Raw genomic sequence first — 20892 nt, 5'->3', positions numbered from 1 at the left:
GATGGTAAAGTGTATGATCGTTGATGATGAACCGCTGGCCCAGCAGGTAATCGCAAAATATCTGTCGCAGACACCCGGGCTCGAACTCACTGCAACCTGTTTTACCGCGGTGGAAGCATTCAGCATATTGCACCAGCAGCAGATTGACCTGATCTTCCTGGATATCCGTATGCCGGTTGTGAGTGGTATAGATTTTATCAGGTCGTTGAAAAATCCGCCGAAATTCATTTTTACCACCGCGTATTCAGAGTTTGCCGTCACCGGGTTTGAACTGGAGGCTGTAGACTATCTATTAAAACCGATCACCTTTGAGCGTTTTACCAGGAGCATCCAGCGTTATCTGCAACAGGTTGCCGAGCCGCCTGCACCGGTAAAAGAATATTTTTATATTAAAGTGAATGGCGAGTTGGTTAAGCTGTATTTCGGCGATATACTCTATGTGCAATCGATGAAGGACTACTTAAAGATCATCACCGGAACACGAAGCTACCTTACCCATCTTACCATGCAGAAACTGATGGAGCTGCTCCCCGGCAATTTCAAAAGGATCCATCGCTCGTATACGGTAAACAAGGATAAACTGGACCTGATAAGCCGGGAGTACGTACAGATTGGATCATTTAAAATACCTGTGGGGCATAAGTTCAGATCGGAGATCATAACGTATAACGGCAACGATCCGTCTGGTCAGTAAAAGGCTCCATTACACAGGCGCCGGGTATACGAAACATTTTTGTATTTTAGTATTACTATGAATCTCAAATTCATCTTACCGCTTTCGCTCGTCACCCTTGCCTTTGCCGGCTACCACAGATCCGAGATCGACAATAAACCAGCGCCTGGTTTTGAAATCAAATTTGAAGAAGTGACGATCGGCAATGCCAGGTGGGCTGCCAGCAATTGGACCTGGACACGGTTTGCAAACGGGGATGATATACCGGAAGCAAGAAACGGCGCGGAATGGAAAGCCGCCTACACCGCCAAAAAACCTGTATGGTGCCATTATAAATTTGATAAAGCAAACGATAGCCTGTACGGTAAATTGTACAACTGGTATGCCGTATCAGATGCCCGCGGATTTGCACCGAAAGGGTGGAGGGTTCCCTCTGAAGCTGACTTCACGAGGATGGCACAAAGCCAGGGTGCGCTCAATAAGAAACTAAAAAGTAAATCCGGTTGGGGCGACCCCTTTGACTGGAGCGGTGATAGTTATGATGGAGATAATTCCAGTGGATTCAACGCATTTCCGGGCGGTTCAGTTGAGTATGGCGCTGCTGTTTTTTCTCAACAGTATTTTGAAGGACATTGGTGGATCGCGGATCCGGCACCTGATTCTAAAGGCAACCTCATCTTTGTGATCACAGCCAAGGGGGCTAACCCACTGATCAAACAAGCCGATCCCGCTTCGGGGCAGTCCGTGCGTTTGGTGAGGAATGTGCAGGTGCGGTAGCCAAAAGTCGGCATCATGCGGCAGGGATGCGACCTGCGATCATATAGGAAATCCGAATTTATACCGCGCCGATGTAAGCTTACAGCAGTACCAAAGGAAATTCTGCGGTTTGGGTGCTGCACATTTTTGTAGCATAACAGGCGGCCACGTCAAATAGATAAATTTAGAGCCGCTCATCCCAAACATGAATCTTGTTTTTCATGAGGACATGTGTGGCCCTATAACCGTAGAGTCCCCTTGGGAGACGTATGCGGAGACGTTCTGAAATGAGTTTTTTTGAGGATACGCTGCGGAGAATAAAGGCACAATAGTAATTGGTATCTGGATTTAAAATAGAAATTCAAAAAAGCACTTTTGCCATAGAATAAAAAAACGGAAAGAATATGTATTCTTCCCGTTACGATGTGAGCCAACTGATTTTTTTTTGAACTACTCCACAACACCCGTTTCACCGGTTGATAAAAAACCTGTCTCGCCCTGCGTTTGAATGTTCTCCTCTTCTGAAGTCTCCCGACTGTTGTGGTTTTCTCTTTCTACATTGTAAGGTTCAATGAAGGTGTTTTTTACTCTTTCGGAACGGAATAGGTATGTTATCCAGATAGCGGCATAAACCGCTGTTCTTCCGAATTGGCCGGGAATATCTTTGGTAAAATCTCCTAACGTTGCAGGATAGGGGATGACGGTATAAAAAAAGCCCAACAAGAGTATGAGACATAGTTTCAGGATTGTGGTGGTTATAAAAGCACGGGGAAAGATATCCCTCCGCTTGATAAACCAATACAGGTTGGCGGCATAGGCACCGATCAGGATAATATTTATGATCTCTTCGATCATCACCAAAACGCCAAGGTTTGTTCCACCCATTTGCTTCATATTCTGCCACACCGAAAGACTAAAAAAGTTGAAATTGAAGAGCGGTATTGCCTGGATGATGATCGTCGCAAGTAAACCTAATCCCAGTACGATCAGCCAGCCGCCTAATGGAAGACCGCTGCCACGTATATAGATTGTCTCAACTGATAATTTGTTACAATAACGGAAGAGTAAAAATAATGCCGCAAGCGTGATGAGGCAGACAATGAGCGCGATTGCATTGATACCCTGGGCAACCGGTGCGTTTGTTGGTGCTGTATAACCTTTCGTTGTTTCCCCCCTTGTCAACGTATATTCAAAACGCTCGATTATATGTTTGTAGTCCTGCAGGTAACCATTCACACGCTCCTCCGGGATGTTATCCTTCAGCGTCACCAGCCGATAGTCCAGCGTAACCACACTGTCTCTCTGCTTGATAGTAAAGTCAAAATGGTAGTAATCATTACTAATATGATATTCGTCATTTGGAAAGCCCCAGGTTTCGGGCAAATGCAGCTCAAGTGAATAATGCGCGTCTAACGGAAAGGGAAGGCTCAGAGGGCCTTTCTTGTAAGAGTTTCCGGGATTGGGGAAAAATTCCAGAAGTCCGTGAGAAATCGAGCTGAAATATTCTTTCCCGTTTTCTTTGGTCTTCCACAACGCGGGCAACCGATAATTTTCTGAAACCTGCAACTGGTTTTTAACAGGGTCGTCCGTAATAACGAGTTCCTTCTCTACTTCAACGCTGTCATAATACCTGTTATAATAACGTAGAAAATTATCCTGCAGATTGGTCAGGCCGATTCCTGCAAAATTACTCCGGTTAAAGTCGGCTGATCCTCCATCGTAATAAGTATCCGCTTCCAACAGGGAGGGCCCCGCTTCTTTATACTTCACAAACAACCTCTCCCGGACATCCGACTTCTTGATCTTTCCGGGAGTAACCTCGTCCAGCGTTGTTGTTTCACTGCGAAGCACCAATGCATAACCATAAGCCGGCACAAAGATATCATTGAAGGATCCGCGCTGGGAAGAGATGGTTGCATCGATGAACTGGTATGCTTTACCATTGTAAACGGCTACAATAACATGATTGAATTTATGAGGAGCCGGGTCTTCTTTTATCAGGCCGGTTGTAAGGGTTGTGCTTAGAAGCGCAACATAGGCATTGATACCAGCTTCCCGCAACATCATAGTCAGCAGAAAGGCTTTGTCCTTACAATCACCATATCGTTGCGAATAAACCTGCCCTGGATCATGCGGCTTATGGGTGTAGATGCCGATCTCCATGCCGAGGTAACGGATCTCGTCCTGTACAAACCGGGTAGCCAGCGCTGCGAACTGCATTTTATCTCCCCCTGCCTTCTTCATCAGATCAGCTACCTTGTTTTTTACAACGGGTGAAAGTGGAACCTGGTAATGTCGAAAAAGATCCATTCCCCAGTCTGCCACCTCTTTCCAGCTTTTGTATTCCGTTACGGATACTGAATTGTAGCGGCTATACCAGCTGGGCGCAGCATTGCTTGTTTCCGGAGCTTTAAGCGGAGGATCCTGCCAGAAATACATCAGGGTGTCATCATGATGAAATCTCCTTGGAGAAGGTGCTTCATTGAAATAACTGAAATTCAGCGGGTGGGTCTTCGTTGTAATAATCGTCCGAAAATAGTTTGATACAGCGACGCCTGAATAAAAATAAAACTCGTTGGTAAAGCGCCCTTTGTAAACAGGATTGAAACCGGTAACCGTATAAGCTACATCGATCCTGTCATTGCTGCGAACATCTTTCAGGACAACAAATGCCCGCTTGATTCCATTATATTGAAAATCACCGGCCGATGTTTCTTCCTGAACAACTTTTATGTGCGATGCATTCAGTGTGCTGACAATTTTCCCTTCCCTGATCACGGAAATCCGGTGAAAGATCACGCGCTGGTAATCCGGTACAAATTCTACCGAAACCTCAGAGGCATTCTGCACCCCTGTTTCATTCACTATATGACGGATAAAATGTGTATACTCAGCCTGGGCCGGAACATTCGTCTGTAAGTCGAGCAGCTCCAAATAATATCCATTGCTGATTTCCCTCGCTGCCGGGACCTTACCAAGATCTGGTTTCAGACGGAACAACCAGGTCGGCATATCACCTGTTGCAACACCTTGTGCAAATAATGTACATGAGGAGATCATCAGGCACACGGAAAGAGTTAGTTGCTTCCACATATTGCGGCAGTTAGTTTGCTATAAACATAAGGAAATATCGGATACGTAATGCAACTGAAAAATAGTAAGCTCATGCTCATTTAGCCTCAACGTAATGAGCTGCCTGGTACTATTACAAATTAAAAAAAGCTTCTCGATAGAGAAGCTTTGTGAACCGGATTGGATTCGAACCAATGACCCCAAACTTAGAAGGTTTGTGCTCTATCCAGCTGAGCTACCGGTCCTTTTGAGGGAGCGCAAAATAACGGAAAAAATGGGTGCAAAACAAGTGGGCGGCGCCTGTTTTGTGGCGGCCCGGCCAATTTGCCGGAAAATCACAATAAAATACATGGGATAGGAGCGATGGTAAGCGTTTCGCTCTTACTTTGCGGCAAACGATTGCCCTGATGAGTTACAATTACCTTCCGCTCGATAGAAAATGGCTGCATTTTAACCAGGTTAAAGACCTCCTCGATTATGGCCAGCACGTTTCCATAACCTTCGATGCCCACGAGCGCATCCTCGCCTGCCGCGCCTACCTCGATGCCAAAATGGAACAGGAAGATGGCCTTTTCTACGGCATCAATACCGGCTTCGGCTTTCTCCAGAACGTTAAGATAGATGCGAGCCAGATCGAACAACTGCAATACAACCTGCTCGTGTCGCATGCCTGCGGACTGGGCGAAGAAGTGCCCAAAGACATTGTAAAACTCATGCTGATGCTGAAGATCAAATCGCTCAGCTATGGCAACAGCGGTGTGCAGATCGATACGGTGATCAGGCTGATGTATATGTACAACAACGATGTGCTACCCGTAATTTATACCCAGGGCTCCCTCGGCGCTTCGGGCGATCTTGCGCCCCTGAGCCACCTGAGCCTGCCCCTGCTCGGTCTCGGTGAAGTATACCACGGGGGCAAAAAAATGAGCGCAGCAGAGGCCATGCAAAAGTTTGGCTGGGAGCCCATTCACCTGCAAAGCAAAGAAGGGCTCGCGCTTATAAACGGTACCCAGTTTATGAGCGCCTACGGGTTGTATTGCCTCAAAAAAGCCGAACACCTCTTACAAATGGCCGACCTCATCAGCGCCCTCTCGTTCGATGCCTTCGACTGCATAAGCGAGCCGCTTGATCCACACATCCACGAGGTGCGCGCACACAGGGGGCAGGTAAATACCGCGCGTATTTTACGCAGTTATTTAAATGGCAGCGAGATTGGCGCGCAAAAGAAAGAGCAGGTGCAGGATCCTTATTCCTTCCGTTGCATTCCGCAGGTACACGGCGCAAGCAAAGACGCGTTTGACCATATTTTGAGCGTATTTGTACGGGAGATCAATTCTGTTACCGATAACCCGAATATCTTCCCCGAACACGACCTCATCGTTAGCGGTGGTAATTTTCACGGGCAGCCGCTGGCGCTGTCGCTCGATTACCTGTCGATCGCAATGAGCGAGATCGCGAATATTTCCGAACGGCGCACCTACCAGCTGATCAGCGGCCAACGCGGGCTGCCCTTGTTCCTGGTTAAGGCCGCCGGCCTCAATTCCGGCTTTATGATTCCGCAATACACCGCGGCGGGCATTGTAAGCGAGAACAAACAGCTTTGTACGCCGGCCTCGGTAGACAGCATTTCTTCGTCAAACAACCAGGAGGACCATGTCAGCATGGGCGCCAATGCAGCCACCAAGTGCCTGCGTGTGATCAACAACGTAGAAAAAGTGCTCGCTATCGAATTGCTCAGCGCCGCGCAGGCCCTGGAATTCAGGCGGCCAAGGAAAACATCGCCCATTCTCGAAGACCTGATGGGCAGGTTCCGTGAAAAGATCAGTTTCAACGAGCAGGACAGGCTCCTGCACACCGATATGGTGGCCGCTATTTCGTTCGTGGAGAATTATGTGGTTAAGGGAATAGAGGATTAAAGGGCCAACCCATCCACCTCAACCTCCAAATGCGTACATTTGCTGCCTTAGAAAGAAAGCAAAATGAGCGAAGAAAGAAGCCTGAATTTTATCGAAGAGATCGTAGAAGAGGATCTGAAGAGTGGAAAGTACCAGTCTATTACCACCCGTTTCCCACCGGAGCCGAACGGTTACCTGCACATTGGCCATGCCAAGAGCATCTGCCTCAATTTTGGCCTGGCCAAAAAATACGGCGGTACCACCAACCTGCGTTTCGACGATACCAACCCCACCACAGAGGAAACCGAATACGTAGAAAGCATCAAAGACGATGTTCGCTGGCTGGGTTTTGAGTGGGCGAATGAATTCTATGCTTCGGATTATTTCGAAAAGCTGTACGGTTTTGCGGTGCAACTCATCCAAAAAGGCCTGGCCTATGTTGACGACAGCACCAGCGATGAAATTGCCCACCAGAAAGGCACACCCACATCGCCCGGTGTAAGAAACCAATTTGCGGAGCGCACCGTAGAAGAGAACCTGCAGATCTTTACCGAAATGCGCGAGGGCAAATACGAAGACGGCAGCAAAGTGCTGCGTGCAAAAATAGACATGGCTTCGCCAAACATGTTGCTGCGCGATCCCATCATCTACCGCATCAAACACGCGCACCACCACCGCACAGGCGACAAATGGTGCATTTACCCGATGTACGATTTTGCGCACGGGCAAAGCGATTCGATCGAGCACATCACACATTCCATCTGTACCCTCGAATTTGTTCCGCACCGCGACCTGTACGATTGGTGCATCGAACAACTCGGTATATTTCCTTCGCGCCAGTATGAGTTTGCGCGTTTGAACATGACCTACACCGTTATGAGCAAACGCAAACTGCTGCAACTCGTGAATGAGAACCATGTGAGCGGTTGGGACGACCCGCGTATGTCTACCATCAGCGGTATGCGTCGCCGTGGTTACACTGCCGAAGCGATCCGCGATTTCTGCGAACGCATCGGCGTAGCCAAAAGAGAAAACCTCATCGATGTGAGCCTGCTCGAGTTCTGTGTGCGCGAACACCTCAACAAGATCGCATTGAGAAGGATGGTGGTGTTCGATCCTTTGAAGATCGTGATCACCAATTACAACAACGATGCTGAAATGCTGAGCAGCGAAAACAACCCCGAGGATCCCGATGGTGGTCACAGGGATGTACCGTTCAGCAGGGAACTCTACATAGAGCGCGAAGATTTTATGGAAGTGGCGCCGAAAAAATATTTCCGCCTCGCACCGGGGCAGATGGTTCGCCTCAAAAGCGCCTACATTATCAAATGTGATGAGGTGATCAAAGACGCCGATGGAAACATCACGGAACTGCACTGCAGCTACATTCCAGAAAGCAAAAGCGGATCGGACACTTCGGGCATCAACGTGAAAGGAACCTTGCATTGGGTAAGCATTGCGCATGCCGTGACCGCGGAAGTTCGTTTGTACGACCGCCTGTTCAAAGTAGAAGATGTTGCCAACGCAGAAGGCGATTTCAAGGACCACATCAACGAAAATTCACTGGAAATAATACCGAACGCATACGCAGAACCCGCATTACTCAACGATACGATCAACGACCGATACCAATTTATCCGCAAAGGCTATTTCAGCATGGATAAAGAAAGTACAAAAGAAAAACTCGTCTTTAACCGTACGGTTACTCTGAAGGATGGTTGGAAGAAGAGTTAATTAGTGGACATGTGTTTTGCATGCGTGTGTGAAAAGGATTGGATGATTGGAGAAAGAAATTCTCCAATCATCTGACGCCTGCTTTTTTTCTCTACCATTTCTACAAATACAAACGCCTTACCGAAAACCCTCAACCTTGCTCAATCAATTTCAACAACACTGGAAAAAACAATTTCCGCAGCTTTCCTTCTCCAACTGCAGGTTGTTGCTGGCGGTGAGCGGCGGTATGGATAGCGTGGTGCTGGTTAACCTGGTACATGAATCGGGTTTCGATTACACCATCGCTCATTGTAATTTTCAATTGAGGGGAGAGGAGAGCCAGCGCGATGAAAATTTTGTACGTGCATTGGCGGAGGAATATGGCAGGGAAGTACTGGTTAAAAAATTTGATACGGCTGCTTATGCCGCCACAAACAAAACAGCGATCCAGGAAGCCGCACGAAACCTGCGCTACCAATGGTTTTCGGAAGTGATAGCGGGCTGGGACAAACCTTCTTTCATCGTTACCGCACATCACGCAGATGACAACATTGAAACCCTGCTGATGCATTTTTTCCGCGGCACGGGGATCCAGGGATTGATGGGTATCCAACCGATTGTTGCCGAAAGAAGGATCATCCGGCCCTTGCTGTCGTTCAAGAAGAAAGACCTGGTGGAATACGCGAAACAGGAAGCGCTTGACTTTGTGGAAGACTCTTCCAATGCATCTGATAAATACACAAGAAATTTTTTCCGCAACCAATTGCTCCCGCAGATCAGGGAAGTGTTTCCGCAGGTGGACGACAACCTTGTTAAGAACATCGAACGGTTTAATGAGGTCTCTGTACTGTACAAACAATCCATCGATCTCCATCTTTCAAAACTGGTCGAACAAAAGAACAACGAGATCCATGTTCCTGTTCTGAAACTGAAAAAAGCAAAGCCGCTGCACACGATCGCCTGGGAGCTGATCAAACCTTTTGGTTTCAGCGCCGCGCAAACAGAGGAAGTAGTGAAATTGCTGGAAGCAGACAGTGGAAGCTATCAATCGTCACCCACGCACCGCATCATCCGCAACAGGAACTGGCTGATCATCGCACCGCTTGCAATTGGCGCCGCACAACACATCCTGGTAGGGGAAGAGGATAAGAAGGTCGCATTCGAAAACGGTGTTCTAACCTTTCATTGTGCCAAATTCAACAACCAAAGCGATACAAACGAAGCATGGTTGGATCCTTCGGTGATCAGCTACCCGTTGTTGCTGCGCAAATGCAAAACGGGTGATTATTTCTACCCGCTGGGCATGCAAAAGAAAAAAAAACTCAGCCGCTTTTTCATCGATCAGAAATTATCCAGGACGGAAAAAGAAAATACATGGGTGATCGAAAGCGCCGGGAGGATTGCCTGGGTGATCGGGCAAAGGATCGATGACAGGTTTAAAATATCCGACCCATCAAAAGATGCCATCTGCATCCGTTTTGAAAAAACAGGCCGGTAGCCTTCCGCACTGTGTTCGTTTTTAAAGGTTCTCCAGGTAAAGCTTCACCTGCGTAACAAAATCCTGCAATGGACGCTCATCCGTAAGAAACTGGCAGGTAACGGCATAAAACACGATCCCGTAAACCGCTCCCCATATATGCGCTGAATGGTTGATGTTGCCCCTTCCTTTCTTTGCGAGGTACGCGGAAATGCCCAGGTACAATGGCCCGAAGATAAAAGCGGGGATGGGAATCGGTAATGGAAAGATCTGCAGCTTCATCATCGGGTATTGAACGATGCCGACAAAAATGATGGCAGACACGGCCCCGGATGCCCCAAGGCTCCTGTAATGGTAATCGTTTTTGTGCTTCAGGTAGGTTGGAAGCAAACAAACCACCAGCGCCGTGAGATACAGTACCACGTACAGCATTTTTCCCGACGTATGAAATATTTCAATGAAGGTTGGCTCCACTACTTTATTTCCAAAAAGAAAGAACGTGTACATGTTGAACGCGAGGTGCACAAAGTCTGCATGTATGAAACCGCTTGTTAGGAAACGGTACCATTGCTTGCGGTTGGTAATGGCCGGTGGATGGAAGATCAGGTCATTGATGATCTTGTCGTTCGAAAACGCCGTGAATGATACCACGCAGGTAAGTAGCAGGATGATGATCGTTGCTGTAAGAGTAACCATAGCCTAATTTATAATTTATAATTAATAAGTAGTAATTATTAATTCATGCGTGGTGGTATTTTTCATTTCGAAGGATGGTGCAGGCTCGGTAAAGCTGTTCGGCAAGGATCAATCTGACAAGCATATGCGGGAAAACCAGTTTCGAGAGGCTCCAGGTAAGATCTGCCCGTTTCGCCACAGACTCGTCAACCCCAAAAGCACCGCCGATCAGGAACACAACGCGCTTGGTGCTTTCATTTGCACGTTGCTGGATGAACTGCGCCAGCTCGGGTGAACTGAACGATTTACCGCGCTCATCGAGCAGAACAAGGTAATCGTCTTTCTGCAGTTGTTGCAGCACACTCGTGGCCTCCGCTTTTTTAAGATCGGTTTCAGAGAGATTGCCCGCGTTTTTGGGTGGGGGAATGATGTTCCAGTCGGCGGAGAAATAATTGGTGAGCCGTTTTGTAAATTCCTCGATGCCGGGCCTGGCGTAGGCCTCGTGCGGTTTTCCGAGCGACCAGAATTGTAGTTTCATGTTTCAAAAATATCAAAATGTTTGGCCATCGCTTAAACTTATTGTTGAGTTAACAGCAGAATACTATTTTCACAAAAAAAAACCATGCGTGCTCTATTCACCTTGTTTTGTGTCTGTGCCATCTTTTCGGTAAGTGCACAAACCTTCAACGTTGCCACCTACAACCTGCGTTACGACAATAAAAACGATTCGGGCAATTTATGGGTAAACCGTGCGCCGGTTGTGGCCTCCCTTATACAGTTTCACGATTTTGATGTGTTTGGCATACAGGAAGGATTGAAAAACCAACTCGACGATCTTGCGGCCCAACTCAAGGGTTATTCATTTTACGGAAAGGGCAGGGACGATGGCAAAGACAAAGGCGAACACTCATCCGTTTTCTACAAAACGGATGTATTCAAACTCCTTAACCAGGGCGATTTCTGGCTCTCTGAAACCCCTGAGAAACCCGGCCCCGGCTGGGATGCCCGCCTGAACCGTATCTGCAGTTGGGTGCAGTTGCAACACAAACAAAGCAAAAGAAAGTTCTACTTTTTCAGCGTGCATTACGATCACCAGGGCGTGAAGGCGAGGATCGAAAGCAGCAAGCTCATCCTTCAGAAAATCAAAGAAATAGCGGGCAATGAACCTGCGATTTTTGTTGGCGATCTGAACGGCGGGCGCGAAAGTGAATGGTACAAAAACCTTGCTGCCACTGACTGGTTGAAGGATACGTACGTGTCGGCACCCGTGAAATATGCCAGCAACGGATCGTTCAATTCGTTCGGAAAACAAAACAATTCCAATGAAGTGATCGATCATATTTTCACGACCGGCAAATTCGACGTTGCAAAGTGGGGGATATTGACAGACACTTACCACGGCAAGTATCCGTCTGACCATTTCCCGGTAATGGTGCGGTTAACGCTTTTAAAATAGATCCATTCCTTTAATTTTAGGCGATGGATATTGTAGCCAGGGTTTTGCAATCGTATGGGATCAACGCAGCAGATGCACAGGTAACCCCGTTCGGTACGGGTTTGATCAACCATACCTGGAAGATCAGTGCCGGTGGCAAAAGTTATATTCTTCAAAAGATCAACGACCGTGTTTTTACGGACCCCGGCGCGATAGACCGCAACATCTGTTCGATCGCCGGTTATCTTCGGCAGCACGCACCAGAATATCTTTTCGCAGCGCCCGTGCCAACCACAGACGGCCGAACGCTGGTGAATGAGGCCAGCCTGGACGGCGGGTTTTACCGTTTGTACCCGTTTATAAACGGATCACATTCAAAAGATGTGGTGCAGGACGCTTCACAGGCTTTTGAGGCCGCGTCGCAGTTTGGCCGCTTCACAAGGTTACTTTCGGGGTTTGATGCAGGTTCACTGGAAACAACATTGCCATCCTTTCACGACCTTTCCCTCCGGTACGGGCAGTTTCTCGACGCGCTTGAAAAGGGTAATGTTGAAAGGATCGAAGCATCTGCCGAACTGATCGCGTTTATGAGATTGCATGCCGGAATAGTTTCGGATTTCCGGTCCATATCCGTTAACCCCGCGTTTAAGAAAAGGGTAACGCACCACGATACCAAGATCAGCAACGTGCTGTTCAATGAAAACAACGAGGCGGTCTGTGTGATAGACCTTGATACGGTGATGCCCGGCTATTTCATCAGCGATGTGGGTGATATGATGCGGACCTACCTGCCTACGGTTAGCGAAGAAGAAAAAGATTTCAGTAAGATACAGGTGCGCGATGATGTTTACAAATCGATCGTAGTGGGCTATTACGCAGAAATGGAAGATGAACTTTCTGCGGAAGAGGTCAAATATTTTTTCTACGCCGGCAAATTCATGATCTACATGCAGGCGCTGCGTTTTTTAACCGATCACCTGAACAACGATGTGTACTACGGCGCGAAATACGAGGGACATAATTTCGTGCGCGCCGGTAACCAGGCCGTATTGCTGCAAAGGCTGATGGAAAAAGCAGGCAGCCTGAACATGCAATAGCGCTTTTAATCCAGGTGGCAATCCCGTTAAAAATAATTTACCACCACTGAAGGAAGCCGTTCTTTTTAGCGTAAATTCAGGGCATAATAATTGTTTTATGGCCGATCAATTACCCGAAGAAAATCCACGGAGAGCCTTTCTCAAACAATCATCCGTACTGGCGGCGATCACGCTTACACCCAAAACGGTGATCAGGGCCGCGGAGAACGGGCTCGACGAAAGAGTTGCCGAAGCATTTGAAAAAATGCCCCTCAACGTAAAGATCAATGGCAGCGCACGGCAATTGTCTGTTGAACCCCGCGTTACCCTGCTCGATCTCCTGCGCGAACAACTGCATCTTACCGGAACAAAGAAGGGCTGCGACCACGGCCAGTGCGGCGCCTGCACCGTTCATGTGAACGGGCGGCGGGTGAACTCCTGTTTAACGCTGGCCGTTACCACGGAAGGCAAAGAAGTAACCACCATCGAGGGGCTTGCGCAGGGAGACAACCTGCACCCGATGCAGGAAGCATTCATCGAGTTCGATGGGTTTCAATGCGGGTACTGCACACCAGGGCAGATCATGTCGGCCGTTTGTTGTGTACGCGAAGGCCACGCAAACAGTCCCGACCAGGTGCGAGAATACATGAGTGGCAACATCTGCCGCTGCGGCGCTTACTCAAATATTGTTGACGCGGTAATGAGTGCAAAAAATGGAGGGCAGAAAATATGAATGCATTTGAATACATGAGAGCTGCCACAGCTGCATCTGCAGTAAGTGCGTTGGCAAAAAACGAAGGCGCCGCATTTCTTGCAGGCGGCACCAATCTTATAGATTTGATGAAACGCGGTGTTACTGCACCTTCGCGCCTGATCGATGTCAATTCCGTTCCGCTGGCGGCAGTAGAGAAAACGGCCACGGGCATACGCATCGGCGCACTGGCAAAAAATTCGGATGTGTCGGAACATGAGCTGGTGGTAAAACATTTTCCGTTGTTGTCGATGGCGTTCAAAGCAGGCGCATCGCCACAACTGCGCAACATGGCAAGTGTGGGCGGGAACATGATGCAACGCACACGCTGCGGTTATTTTTACGATACCAGCATGCCCTGCAACAAACGTGAACCCGGCAGCGGCTGTGGCGCCATAGGCGGCTACAACCGCATGCACGCGATCTTTGGCACGAGCGATCAATGCATCGCCGTTCACCCGAGCGACATGTGTGTAGCATTGGTTGCACTGGATGCCACCGTTACGGTAACAGGGGCGAAGGGCGAACGGAAGATCCCGTTCGGTGATTTTCACCGTTTGCCGGGCGACCACCCTGAGAAAGACAATACTTTACAGAAAGGAGAAATGATCACCGGTGTAACCATCCCGAACAATAACCTCGCAGCCCATTCGCATTACCTGAAGATCCGCGACAGGGCATCGTATGCTTTTGCGTTGGTTTCTGTTGCTGCGGCACTGGATGTAAAAAACGGAACGATCCAGGATATAAGACTCGCCATGGGTGGTGTTGCGCACAAGCCATGGCGCTTAACCGAAGCGGAGAAGTTCCTCAAAGGAAAAATCGCATCGGAAGATAATTTTCAAAAAGCAGCAACCATCGCCATGACAAATGCAAAAGGGTATGGCCACAACGATTTCAAACTAAAGCTTGCACCCAATGCCATTGTAGAGGCATTGAAGAAAGCGGGAGCGTAAACAATGAGTGCACCAACCGCGACAAGGATTTAGAACAACAACAAACATCCAACCATGGAAAAGAAATTCGCAGACCCGACCAGCAGGGTAGATGGTAAATTAAAAGTAACCGGGGGCGCAAAATATTTTGCGGAGTTTGATGCGCCGAAGATGTCGTATTGCGTGCTTGTTCCCAGTACCATCGCGCGTGGAAAAATAACATCGATCGATACCAGGGCCGCTGCGAATGCGCCGGGTGTGCTTGCCGTGTATACACACCAGAACATGCCCGCAGTTCCGGGTTGGGATGCGCCTCCTGCCAACAACAATGCAACTCTTCCTATGGGCGGCCAACGCTATCGGATCCTGGGCAGCGACCAGGTCCTGTTCGGCGGCCAACCCATCGCGATGGCCATTGCCGACACGCTCGAACGCGCGCAACATGCTGCTTCGCTGGTGAAGGCTTCTTACAATGCAGAAACATCGCATACCGATCTCGAAAAAGAAAAAGACAAAGCAGCGGTAACACCGCGTTCGCCGGACTATAAAAGAGGGGATGCGGATACGTACAAGACCGCACCCGTAAACATCGAATCAACCTACACCATGCCCCTTGAAATGCACAACCCGATGGAGCTGCATGGAATTCTCGCGATATGGGATGGAGACGATAAAGTTACCGTGTACGCAAAAACACAAGGCGTAAAATCAACGCAGCGCGCCATCATGGGTGCATTCAAACTGCCCGAAAAAAATGTGCAGGTATTCTCTGAATTTGTTGGCGGCGGTTTTGGCATGGGGCTGCGCACATGGCCGCAGGAGATAGCGGTGGTGGCCGCAGCAAAGGCGTTGAACAGGCCCGTAAAACTGGTGCAAAGCCGCGACCAGATGTTTACAACCGTGGGATATCGCCCGCAGACCATCCAGAAAATAGGACTGGGCGCAACACCCGATGGAAAATTAACCGGCATCACACACGAAGTGATCTCACAAACTTCTTCTTACGAAGACTTCACCGAAGGCGTGGTGAGCATGACCAAGTTCATGTACGAATCGCCCAATGTAAACACGCGTTACAGGTTACTGCCGCTCGACATCAGCTCACCCATCTGGATGCGCGGCCCCGGCGAGGCCACAGGCGCCTTTGCACTTGAATCGGCGATGGATGAACTGGCTTACAAATTGAAAATGGACCCGCTTGATTTCAGGATCAAAAATTATACAGAAACCGACCCTGAACGCAAACGCCCTTACTCCAGCAAGTTTGTGAAGGAGGCCTACCAGCTTGGCGCAGAAAAGATCGGCTGGTACAAGCGCAATGCCGCGGTTGGCTCTATGAAAGAGGGCGAATGGCTGGTGGGCTACGGAATGAGTACAGGCGTATTCAGCGCATCGCGCGGTGTGGCAAACTGCAGGGCGGTGATCACACCCGACGGAAACCTGCTGCTGCAAAGCGCAACAAGTGATATAGGGCCGGGCACCGGTACGGCAATGACGAATATTGCGCACGAAGTACTGGGTGTGCCTGTATCAAAAATAAAATTTGAACTCGGCGATTCATCATTTCCCACAGCCGGTAGCCAGGGAGGCTCCACTACCACCTCAACAGTTGGCTCCGCTGTTTTTGAAGCGTGTACCGCAGTAAAAACGGCCCTGGTTGAAGCGCTTGCCAAACGATCTTCTTTTGAAAACGTAAAAGCCGATGCGCTTGTTTTTGAAGATGGGTACATCTATAAAAAAGACGACCGGGACACAAAAGTGCTGATCGTTGACTTGCTGAAACAAAACAACATTCCCTCTATCGACATGACAAGAGAATCGCGCGGCAACGCGGAGGCCTCCAAATATTCCATGTATTCATGGTCGATACATTTTGCGCAGGTAAAAGTGCACCCGAAAACGGGTGTGGTGCGAGTGAGCAGGGTGGTTACCGTAGCGGATTCGGGTAAGATCGTGAGCCCAAAAACAGCGGCCAGCCAGATGATCGGTGGCGTTACCGGCGGTATCGGGATGGCGCTGACGGAAGAGGCTGTCATCGATCACCGCTATGGCCGTTTTGTGAACAACAATTTAGCCGATTACCATGTGCCCGTAAGCGCGGATGTGCCACATATCGAAACCATTTTTGTAGACAAACCCGATCCCATCATCAACCCCATGGGCGCAAAAGGTATGGGGGAGATCGCACTGATCGGTTTTGCGGCGGCGGTGGCCAATGCCGTTTACCACGCTACCGGTAAACGTGTGCGCGACCTGCCCATCACGCCTGATAAAATCATATAAGCAGGGAAATTCTTCCTCATGCAACAGCCAGGCGTCGTTGTTGCCCTTCTTCGCCAGCTTAAAGGCGGTGGCAGGAGTTTTGCATGTCAAATTCAAATACTGTCGTAAATGACGGCACGGATCATTTTGACCTTGTCTCACCATTTAAAAAAACAAAACCCCTTTCCTATGAAATCAAAATTTTTAGGCATGCTTATCGTGCTGGGCCTGTTCACCGCCTGTAAAAGCGACGGCAACAGCGAAGAAGCAAAACCTGTAAAAATGAGCGACCCCGATTGCTACCGCTTCGCTGCAGACCGCGATACGGTGTTGCTCAGCTTCAGTACCGGTAAAGATTCAGTTGCGGGTACGCTCGAATACAATCTCTTCCAAAAAGACAAAAACACCGGCACCATCAATGGCTGGATCAAAAACGATCTGCTGCTCGCAGATTATACGTTTATGTCTGAGGGAACCAGTTCCGTTCGCCAGGTGGCCTTTAAAAAGATCAGCGGCGATTGGGTAGAAGGTTATGGAGATACCAAAGAAATGAACGGCAAAGTTGTATTCGTTAACACCGACTCGCTCGAGTTTGAGCCTAAGCTGGCGTTGAAGAAAGTTGACTGCCCGAAATAATTAGTAATTAGAAATTAGCAATTAAGAATTGGTAACGGGCAATTTCGATTGCCTGTTACTGATTTTCTTCTTTTTCTCTTTTGTTTTATATTTATTCTGTTAACAGGAAATATGAAAACAAAATACCTCACCCTTTCCCTCGCTATTGTTGCAGGGTTGCTTTGTTTTGGCGCATTCGCCAGGCAGGTCGTAAGGTCACAAACGCCCGATTATACCATTCTTCTTGCTGGGATCTTTATTGTTGGCCTTGGCATTGCTGCGTGGTTCAGGAAAAAATAAACGTTTATTACCTGTTTGGGAAACGTTTCTTACTTGTTTGCGGTCTGGTGAATTTTATGGGTTGATGGTTTTCCATTTCTCATATTTATCCAAAACAAGCTGCGGGGCATAGGTATACCAGCCGTAACCATCTCTTCTTTCGCGATCCACTTCTGCAAGTGTATATACAACTTTACTGTCGCGGTTGCAAAACATAGGGCGGTGTGTTTTCAGTTCGTAATAACGCGTCCAGATGGGTGGTGCGCCCGGACTATTCACTACTATACGATCATGCTTTGAAACGGTAAACGCCGTTGTCATTTCAGGCGCATCGATCACCTGCACTTTGGTGTTCAGTATTTTTGATTCATTGAACCACGCCACCGCATCGCGTATCGCATTTTTTACCGCAGGGGATGGTTGCTTAATGCGCATCAGGAACAAAACAATGCCCGCGCTCTCTCCATTGCAAATAGCAGGCGGCTCAAATTTCCTCGCCCACGCAGGCTGAAGCGTCACTTCATCGTGTTGCTGGCACCACGCGGTGGGCTTGCCATTGTCGTTCATCTGTGTTTGCAGGATGCAGTCGATCCCCCTGTTGTACGATGCCTGGATCTTCTGCCTCGTGGCTTCATCGATAAAACGGTAATCGTTTGTGTTGTCCACGATGTCTTTCAACAGGTTCATGATGCCGATATAGGCATCGTCGTTGTAAGTGATGTACCTGCTGTAATTTTTCTCCAGCGGATAATACTGCGGCCACCCGCCATTGGCGTATTGAGAGGTGGTGATGAAATCCAGTCCCTTCAACACCGCTGTTTTATACGCTTCGTTTTTTGTGCGGGTGTATGCTTTTGCGAGGTAAGCTACCTGGGCGTAGGTGCTGCCGTTGTCGTAAGTGGTATGCAATTCGTTTTTTGATCGCAGAAGACTGTCTTTCTGTTCAGTTGAAAGTATTGCCTGCATATCATAGTTCTTTGGCCAGCCGCCATTTGTTTTTTGATAAAGCAGTATGTTATCCGCGATGGCCGCTGTTTCTGTTGCCCGGTAAGCAGGGCGGCCGGGCCGTGGATTGATGGTGTTCGTTTTGTCCTTGATATCGTACCAGTGATGCGCCGCATCAAGAAAAGCCGATGTGTCAATGGGTTTCTCCTGCGCATAGCCCGGCACACCAAGTAAAAAGCAGTATGTAAAAATGTACGGTTTCATGGAAATGTTTGTTGTAGGGAAGATACAGTTTGTTTATACGATCGCGCTGTTAATTAGGTGATTTTGTATCAATAAACGGTGAGTATTTCTTATATTTAAAACCCTAAAACAGCTATATGGAAAACAAAACAGCGCTTACTGTTAAAGCATCGATCAATGCACCGGTAGAAAAAGTATGGAATGCATGGAACAATCCCGGCGACATAACAAAATGGTGTGCGGCATCGCCCGACTGGCACGCTCCAAAAGCAGAGAACGACCTGCGGACAGGCGGCTCATTTACTACCCGTATGGAAGCGAAAGACGGGAGCTTTGGTTTTGATTTTGGCGGTGTATACGATGAAGTAACAACCCATGAGCTGATCGTTTACACCATGGGAGATGGGCGAAAAGTGATCATACATTTCAAATCCAATGGAGATGCCACCGATGTGATCGAAACCTTTGAGGCCGAAACGCAAAACCCGATCGACATGCAACAGGCCGGATGGCAGGCGATACTGGATAATTTTAAAAAGTATGTAGAGACGAATTGATTTTAATATGGATTGGGAAATTCAGTGAGTTTCCCAATAATCCTTGACATCCCTACACATCCTTCAGCAAAATGATCTCCTGTTCATTCTCTGTCGGAGATACGGCCATTACATCAAAAATCACTTTCTTCCATCTAGGGTGCCGTTCCAGGTATTTTTGCGCGGCCTGTTTGCAGGACAACATTTTTTTGCGCGTAATGCCCTCTGCGGGCAATCCGTTTTGCGCAAACGTTTTTGTGGTTACGGCAATGAAATGAAGCTGGTCGAGAAAAGAAGCAATGATGTCGATCTCTCCATAGGCACAGTTCCAACACAGGTTGTGAAGCCTGAAGCCTTTGCTGGACAACCACTCCTTCACGCGCATTTCTCCGTTTGTTCCGATCAGTTGGTTCCAGGGCATACAAAAGGTTTTGTGATCTGCCGCAAGCGTCGTGCCAGAGCGGCGCAGAACCGTGGAGAATTCTCCCGCATTTATCCCCCGGTAGCCATTGCAGAAGACCGGACGCTTTTATCATAAAAGGCCCCGATGGAGAGGGGATATGCTCTGCATCCATCCACAAAAAATCCTAACATTATCCTAACGAAATACGACCAGCGGGGGTATAGGAATTGCATGGCTTTCCGTATTACTCCACCTAAAAAATGTGTTATGCAAAAGAATAAAATGATCCTTTGGGCAGTGGCGCTTCTGGCGCTGGTGTTTTTGATTTTTGCACGGCCCATCCGTACCGGTTCGGTGATCGGAACCATCAAACCACACAACAGTGCAACGCAGGCCTGGATCTATTCCGCCACAGATACCCTCCGGAGCAATATCCAGGAAGACGTATTTCAAATAGCAGGTGCAAAAGCCGGCATCTATACACTGGTGATCGAGCCCAGCGGCAATTATAAAACACTAACCCGCACCGGTGTGAAAGTAGCCGATGGCGAGATCACGAACCTGGGGGAGATAACGATGGAGAATAAATAGTTAACCCGTCAATCGTTTACCGGGCGCCTGCGTCTAGGTAAGCGATTGGCGATTCAATGATAAAGCCGAAAATAGAAATGTATGAAACAACTGTTCACATGCATCGTCTGCCTTTTCATCATGCAAATTTCAAACGCGCAGACCGACAGGAAAACCGCCAATGATTCTGCAAGGCTCTCGGGAGAATGGTTCCTGCAACCCGTGTTGCCTTCTGACACTGCAACGGGCCATGTTCCTTCGCTGAACTTTGATCTTGCAAGGAAAACCTTTACAGGTTTTACCGGGTGCAACCGGATGACCGGCGGATTCAGGGTAAATGGCGATGCGATCGTGTTTGATAAAGACATCGCCGTAACAAAAATTGCCTGCGAAGGATTTAATGAAAAGGAGTTTGTTACAAACCTGCTTCGCGTAGATCATTACAAATTCATGGATGGGTTCCTGGTGCTGCTGATCGATAAAACACCGGTCTCCAAATGGATGCGCAGAACCGATAAGATCATTACAACGGAATAGTTGAAGCGCAGACAAAAAATGCATGTTTTTTAATGGCATCCGGT

General features: G+C 48.4%; 20 protein-coding genes and 1 tRNA gene. 15 read left to right on the top strand and 6 right to left on the bottom strand.

Annotated elements, in window-relative coordinates; genetic code table 11:
* Nucleotide 1 precedes the first annotated feature (1 nt).
* Nucleotides 2-694, top strand: coding sequence for a LytR/AlgR family response regulator transcription factor (locus tag GWC95_RS10240; protein WP_161818606.1), 693 nt, complete (start codon nt 2-4; stop codon nt 692-694).
* Between the two features lie 39 nt (nt 695-733).
* Nucleotides 734-1450, top strand: coding sequence for an FISUMP domain-containing protein (locus GWC95_RS10235; RefSeq protein ID WP_161818605.1), 717 nt, complete (start codon nt 734-736; stop codon nt 1448-1450).
* Between the two features lie 429 nt (nt 1451-1879).
* Here the strand turns inward: GWC95_RS10235 and GWC95_RS10230 are convergent, their stop codons facing one another.
* Nucleotides 1880-4522 (bottom strand): DUF3857 domain-containing protein, encoded by a 2643-nt coding sequence (locus GWC95_RS10230; RefSeq protein ID WP_161818604.1) that lies wholly within the window; start codon nt 4520-4522, stop codon nt 1880-1882.
* A 150-nt stretch (nt 4523-4672) separates the two neighbouring features.
* Nucleotides 4673-4746, bottom strand: a tRNA-Arg gene (locus tag GWC95_RS10225).
* Between the two features lie 162 nt (nt 4747-4908).
* On the opposite strand from GWC95_RS10225, the gene hutH reads away from it, so the two are divergent.
* From hutH to tilS, 3 genes are all read left to right on the top strand, one after another.
* Nucleotides 4909-6417, top strand: a complete 1509-nt coding sequence (hutH, locus tag GWC95_RS10220) for a histidine ammonia-lyase (protein ID WP_161818603.1) — start codon at nt 4909-4911, stop codon at nt 6415-6417.
* A 63-nt stretch (nt 6418-6480) separates the two neighbouring features.
* Nucleotides 6481-8130 (top strand): glutamine--tRNA ligase/YqeY domain fusion protein, encoded by a 1650-nt coding sequence (locus tag GWC95_RS10215; protein ID WP_161818602.1) that lies wholly within the window; start codon nt 6481-6483, stop codon nt 8128-8130.
* Nucleotides 8131-8266: 136 nt separating this feature from the next.
* Nucleotides 8267-9607 carry a tRNA lysidine(34) synthetase TilS gene (gene tilS, locus GWC95_RS10210; RefSeq protein ID WP_237722124.1) on the top strand — a complete coding sequence of 447 codons (1341 nt, stop codon included), beginning with the start codon at nt 8267-8269 and terminating at the stop codon, nt 9605-9607.
* A gap of 21 nt (nt 9608-9628) precedes the next feature.
* Here the strand turns inward: tilS and GWC95_RS10205 are convergent, their stop codons facing one another.
* Entirely contained in the window at nt 9629-10282 is a 654-nt protein-coding gene (locus tag GWC95_RS10205) for a rhomboid family intramembrane serine protease (protein ID WP_161818601.1), read from the bottom strand.
* Between the two features lie 43 nt (nt 10283-10325).
* Entirely contained in the window at nt 10326-10799 is a 474-nt protein-coding gene (locus GWC95_RS10200) for a 23S rRNA (pseudouridine(1915)-N(3))-methyltransferase RlmH (RefSeq protein WP_161818600.1), read from the bottom strand.
* Nucleotides 10800-10883: 84 nt separating this feature from the next.
* On the opposite strand from GWC95_RS10200, the gene GWC95_RS10195 reads away from it, so the two are divergent.
* From GWC95_RS10195 to GWC95_RS10165, 7 genes are all read left to right on the top strand, one after another.
* A complete protein-coding gene (locus GWC95_RS10195) occupies nt 10884-11717 on the top strand; it encodes an endonuclease/exonuclease/phosphatase family protein (RefSeq protein WP_161818599.1) in 834 nt (277 codons plus the stop codon).
* Nucleotides 11718-11740: 23 nt separating this feature from the next.
* The gene (locus GWC95_RS10190) at nt 11741-12793 is read left to right on the top strand and encodes a phosphotransferase enzyme family protein (protein ID WP_161818598.1); all 1053 of its coding nucleotides are present in this window, start codon (nt 11741-11743) and stop codon (nt 12791-12793) included.
* Nucleotides 12794-12890: 97 nt separating this feature from the next.
* The gene (locus GWC95_RS10185) at nt 12891-13505 is read left to right on the top strand and encodes a (2Fe-2S)-binding protein (protein ID WP_161818597.1); all 615 of its coding nucleotides are present in this window, start codon (nt 12891-12893) and stop codon (nt 13503-13505) included.
* The gene (locus GWC95_RS10180) at nt 13502-14479 is read left to right on the top strand and encodes an FAD binding domain-containing protein (protein ID WP_161818596.1); all 978 of its coding nucleotides are present in this window, start codon (nt 13502-13504) and stop codon (nt 14477-14479) included. Before GWC95_RS10185 ends, GWC95_RS10180 begins: the two co-directional genes overlap by 4 nt.
* A gap of 54 nt (nt 14480-14533) precedes the next feature.
* Nucleotides 14534-16741, top strand: a complete 2208-nt coding sequence (locus GWC95_RS10175; protein WP_161818595.1) for a xanthine dehydrogenase family protein molybdopterin-binding subunit — start codon at nt 14534-14536, stop codon at nt 16739-16741.
* 168 nt (nt 16742-16909) lie between these two features.
* Entirely contained in the window at nt 16910-17356 is a 447-nt protein-coding gene (locus GWC95_RS10170) for a hypothetical protein (protein WP_161818594.1), read from the top strand.
* 111 nt (nt 17357-17467) lie between these two features.
* Nucleotides 17468-17635 carry a hypothetical protein gene (locus GWC95_RS10165; RefSeq protein ID WP_161818593.1) on the top strand — a complete coding sequence of 56 codons (168 nt, stop codon included), beginning with the start codon at nt 17468-17470 and terminating at the stop codon, nt 17633-17635.
* Between the two features lie 54 nt (nt 17636-17689).
* Here the strand turns inward: GWC95_RS10165 and pelA are convergent, their stop codons facing one another.
* Nucleotides 17690-18823: a pectate lyase gene (pelA, locus tag GWC95_RS10160; protein ID WP_161818592.1), complete on the bottom strand. Its 1134-nt coding sequence runs from the start codon at nt 18821-18823 to the stop codon at nt 17690-17692.
* Between the two features lie 116 nt (nt 18824-18939).
* Between pelA and GWC95_RS10155 the strand changes: the two genes are divergently transcribed.
* Nucleotides 18940-19359: an SRPBCC family protein gene (locus tag GWC95_RS10155; RefSeq protein WP_161818591.1), complete on the top strand. Its 420-nt coding sequence runs from the start codon at nt 18940-18942 to the stop codon at nt 19357-19359.
* 52 nt (nt 19360-19411) lie between these two features.
* On the opposite strand, the gene GWC95_RS10150 is transcribed toward GWC95_RS10155, so the two are convergent.
* On the bottom strand, nt 19412-19759 hold the full coding sequence (locus tag GWC95_RS10150; protein WP_161818590.1) for a YraN family protein: 348 nt from the start codon (nt 19757-19759) through the stop codon (nt 19412-19414).
* Nucleotides 19760-20008: 249 nt separating this feature from the next.
* Between GWC95_RS10150 and GWC95_RS10145 the strand changes: the two genes are divergently transcribed.
* Entirely contained in the window at nt 20009-20332 is a 324-nt protein-coding gene (locus tag GWC95_RS10145; RefSeq protein WP_161818589.1) for a carboxypeptidase regulatory-like domain-containing protein, read from the top strand.
* A gap of 81 nt (nt 20333-20413) precedes the next feature.
* The gene (locus GWC95_RS10140; protein WP_161818588.1) at nt 20414-20848 is read left to right on the top strand and encodes an META domain-containing protein; all 435 of its coding nucleotides are present in this window, start codon (nt 20414-20416) and stop codon (nt 20846-20848) included.
* Nucleotides 20849-20892: the final 44 nt, after the last annotated feature.

The sequence above is a fragment of the Sediminibacterium roseum genome (assembly GCF_009939005.1).
GTDB classification, from domain to species: Bacteria; Bacteroidota; Bacteroidia; order Chitinophagales; family Chitinophagaceae; genus Sediminibacterium; species Sediminibacterium roseum.
The sequence above is the reverse complement of the archived record's forward strand: the minus strand, read 5'-3'. Positions and strand labels throughout refer to the sequence as shown.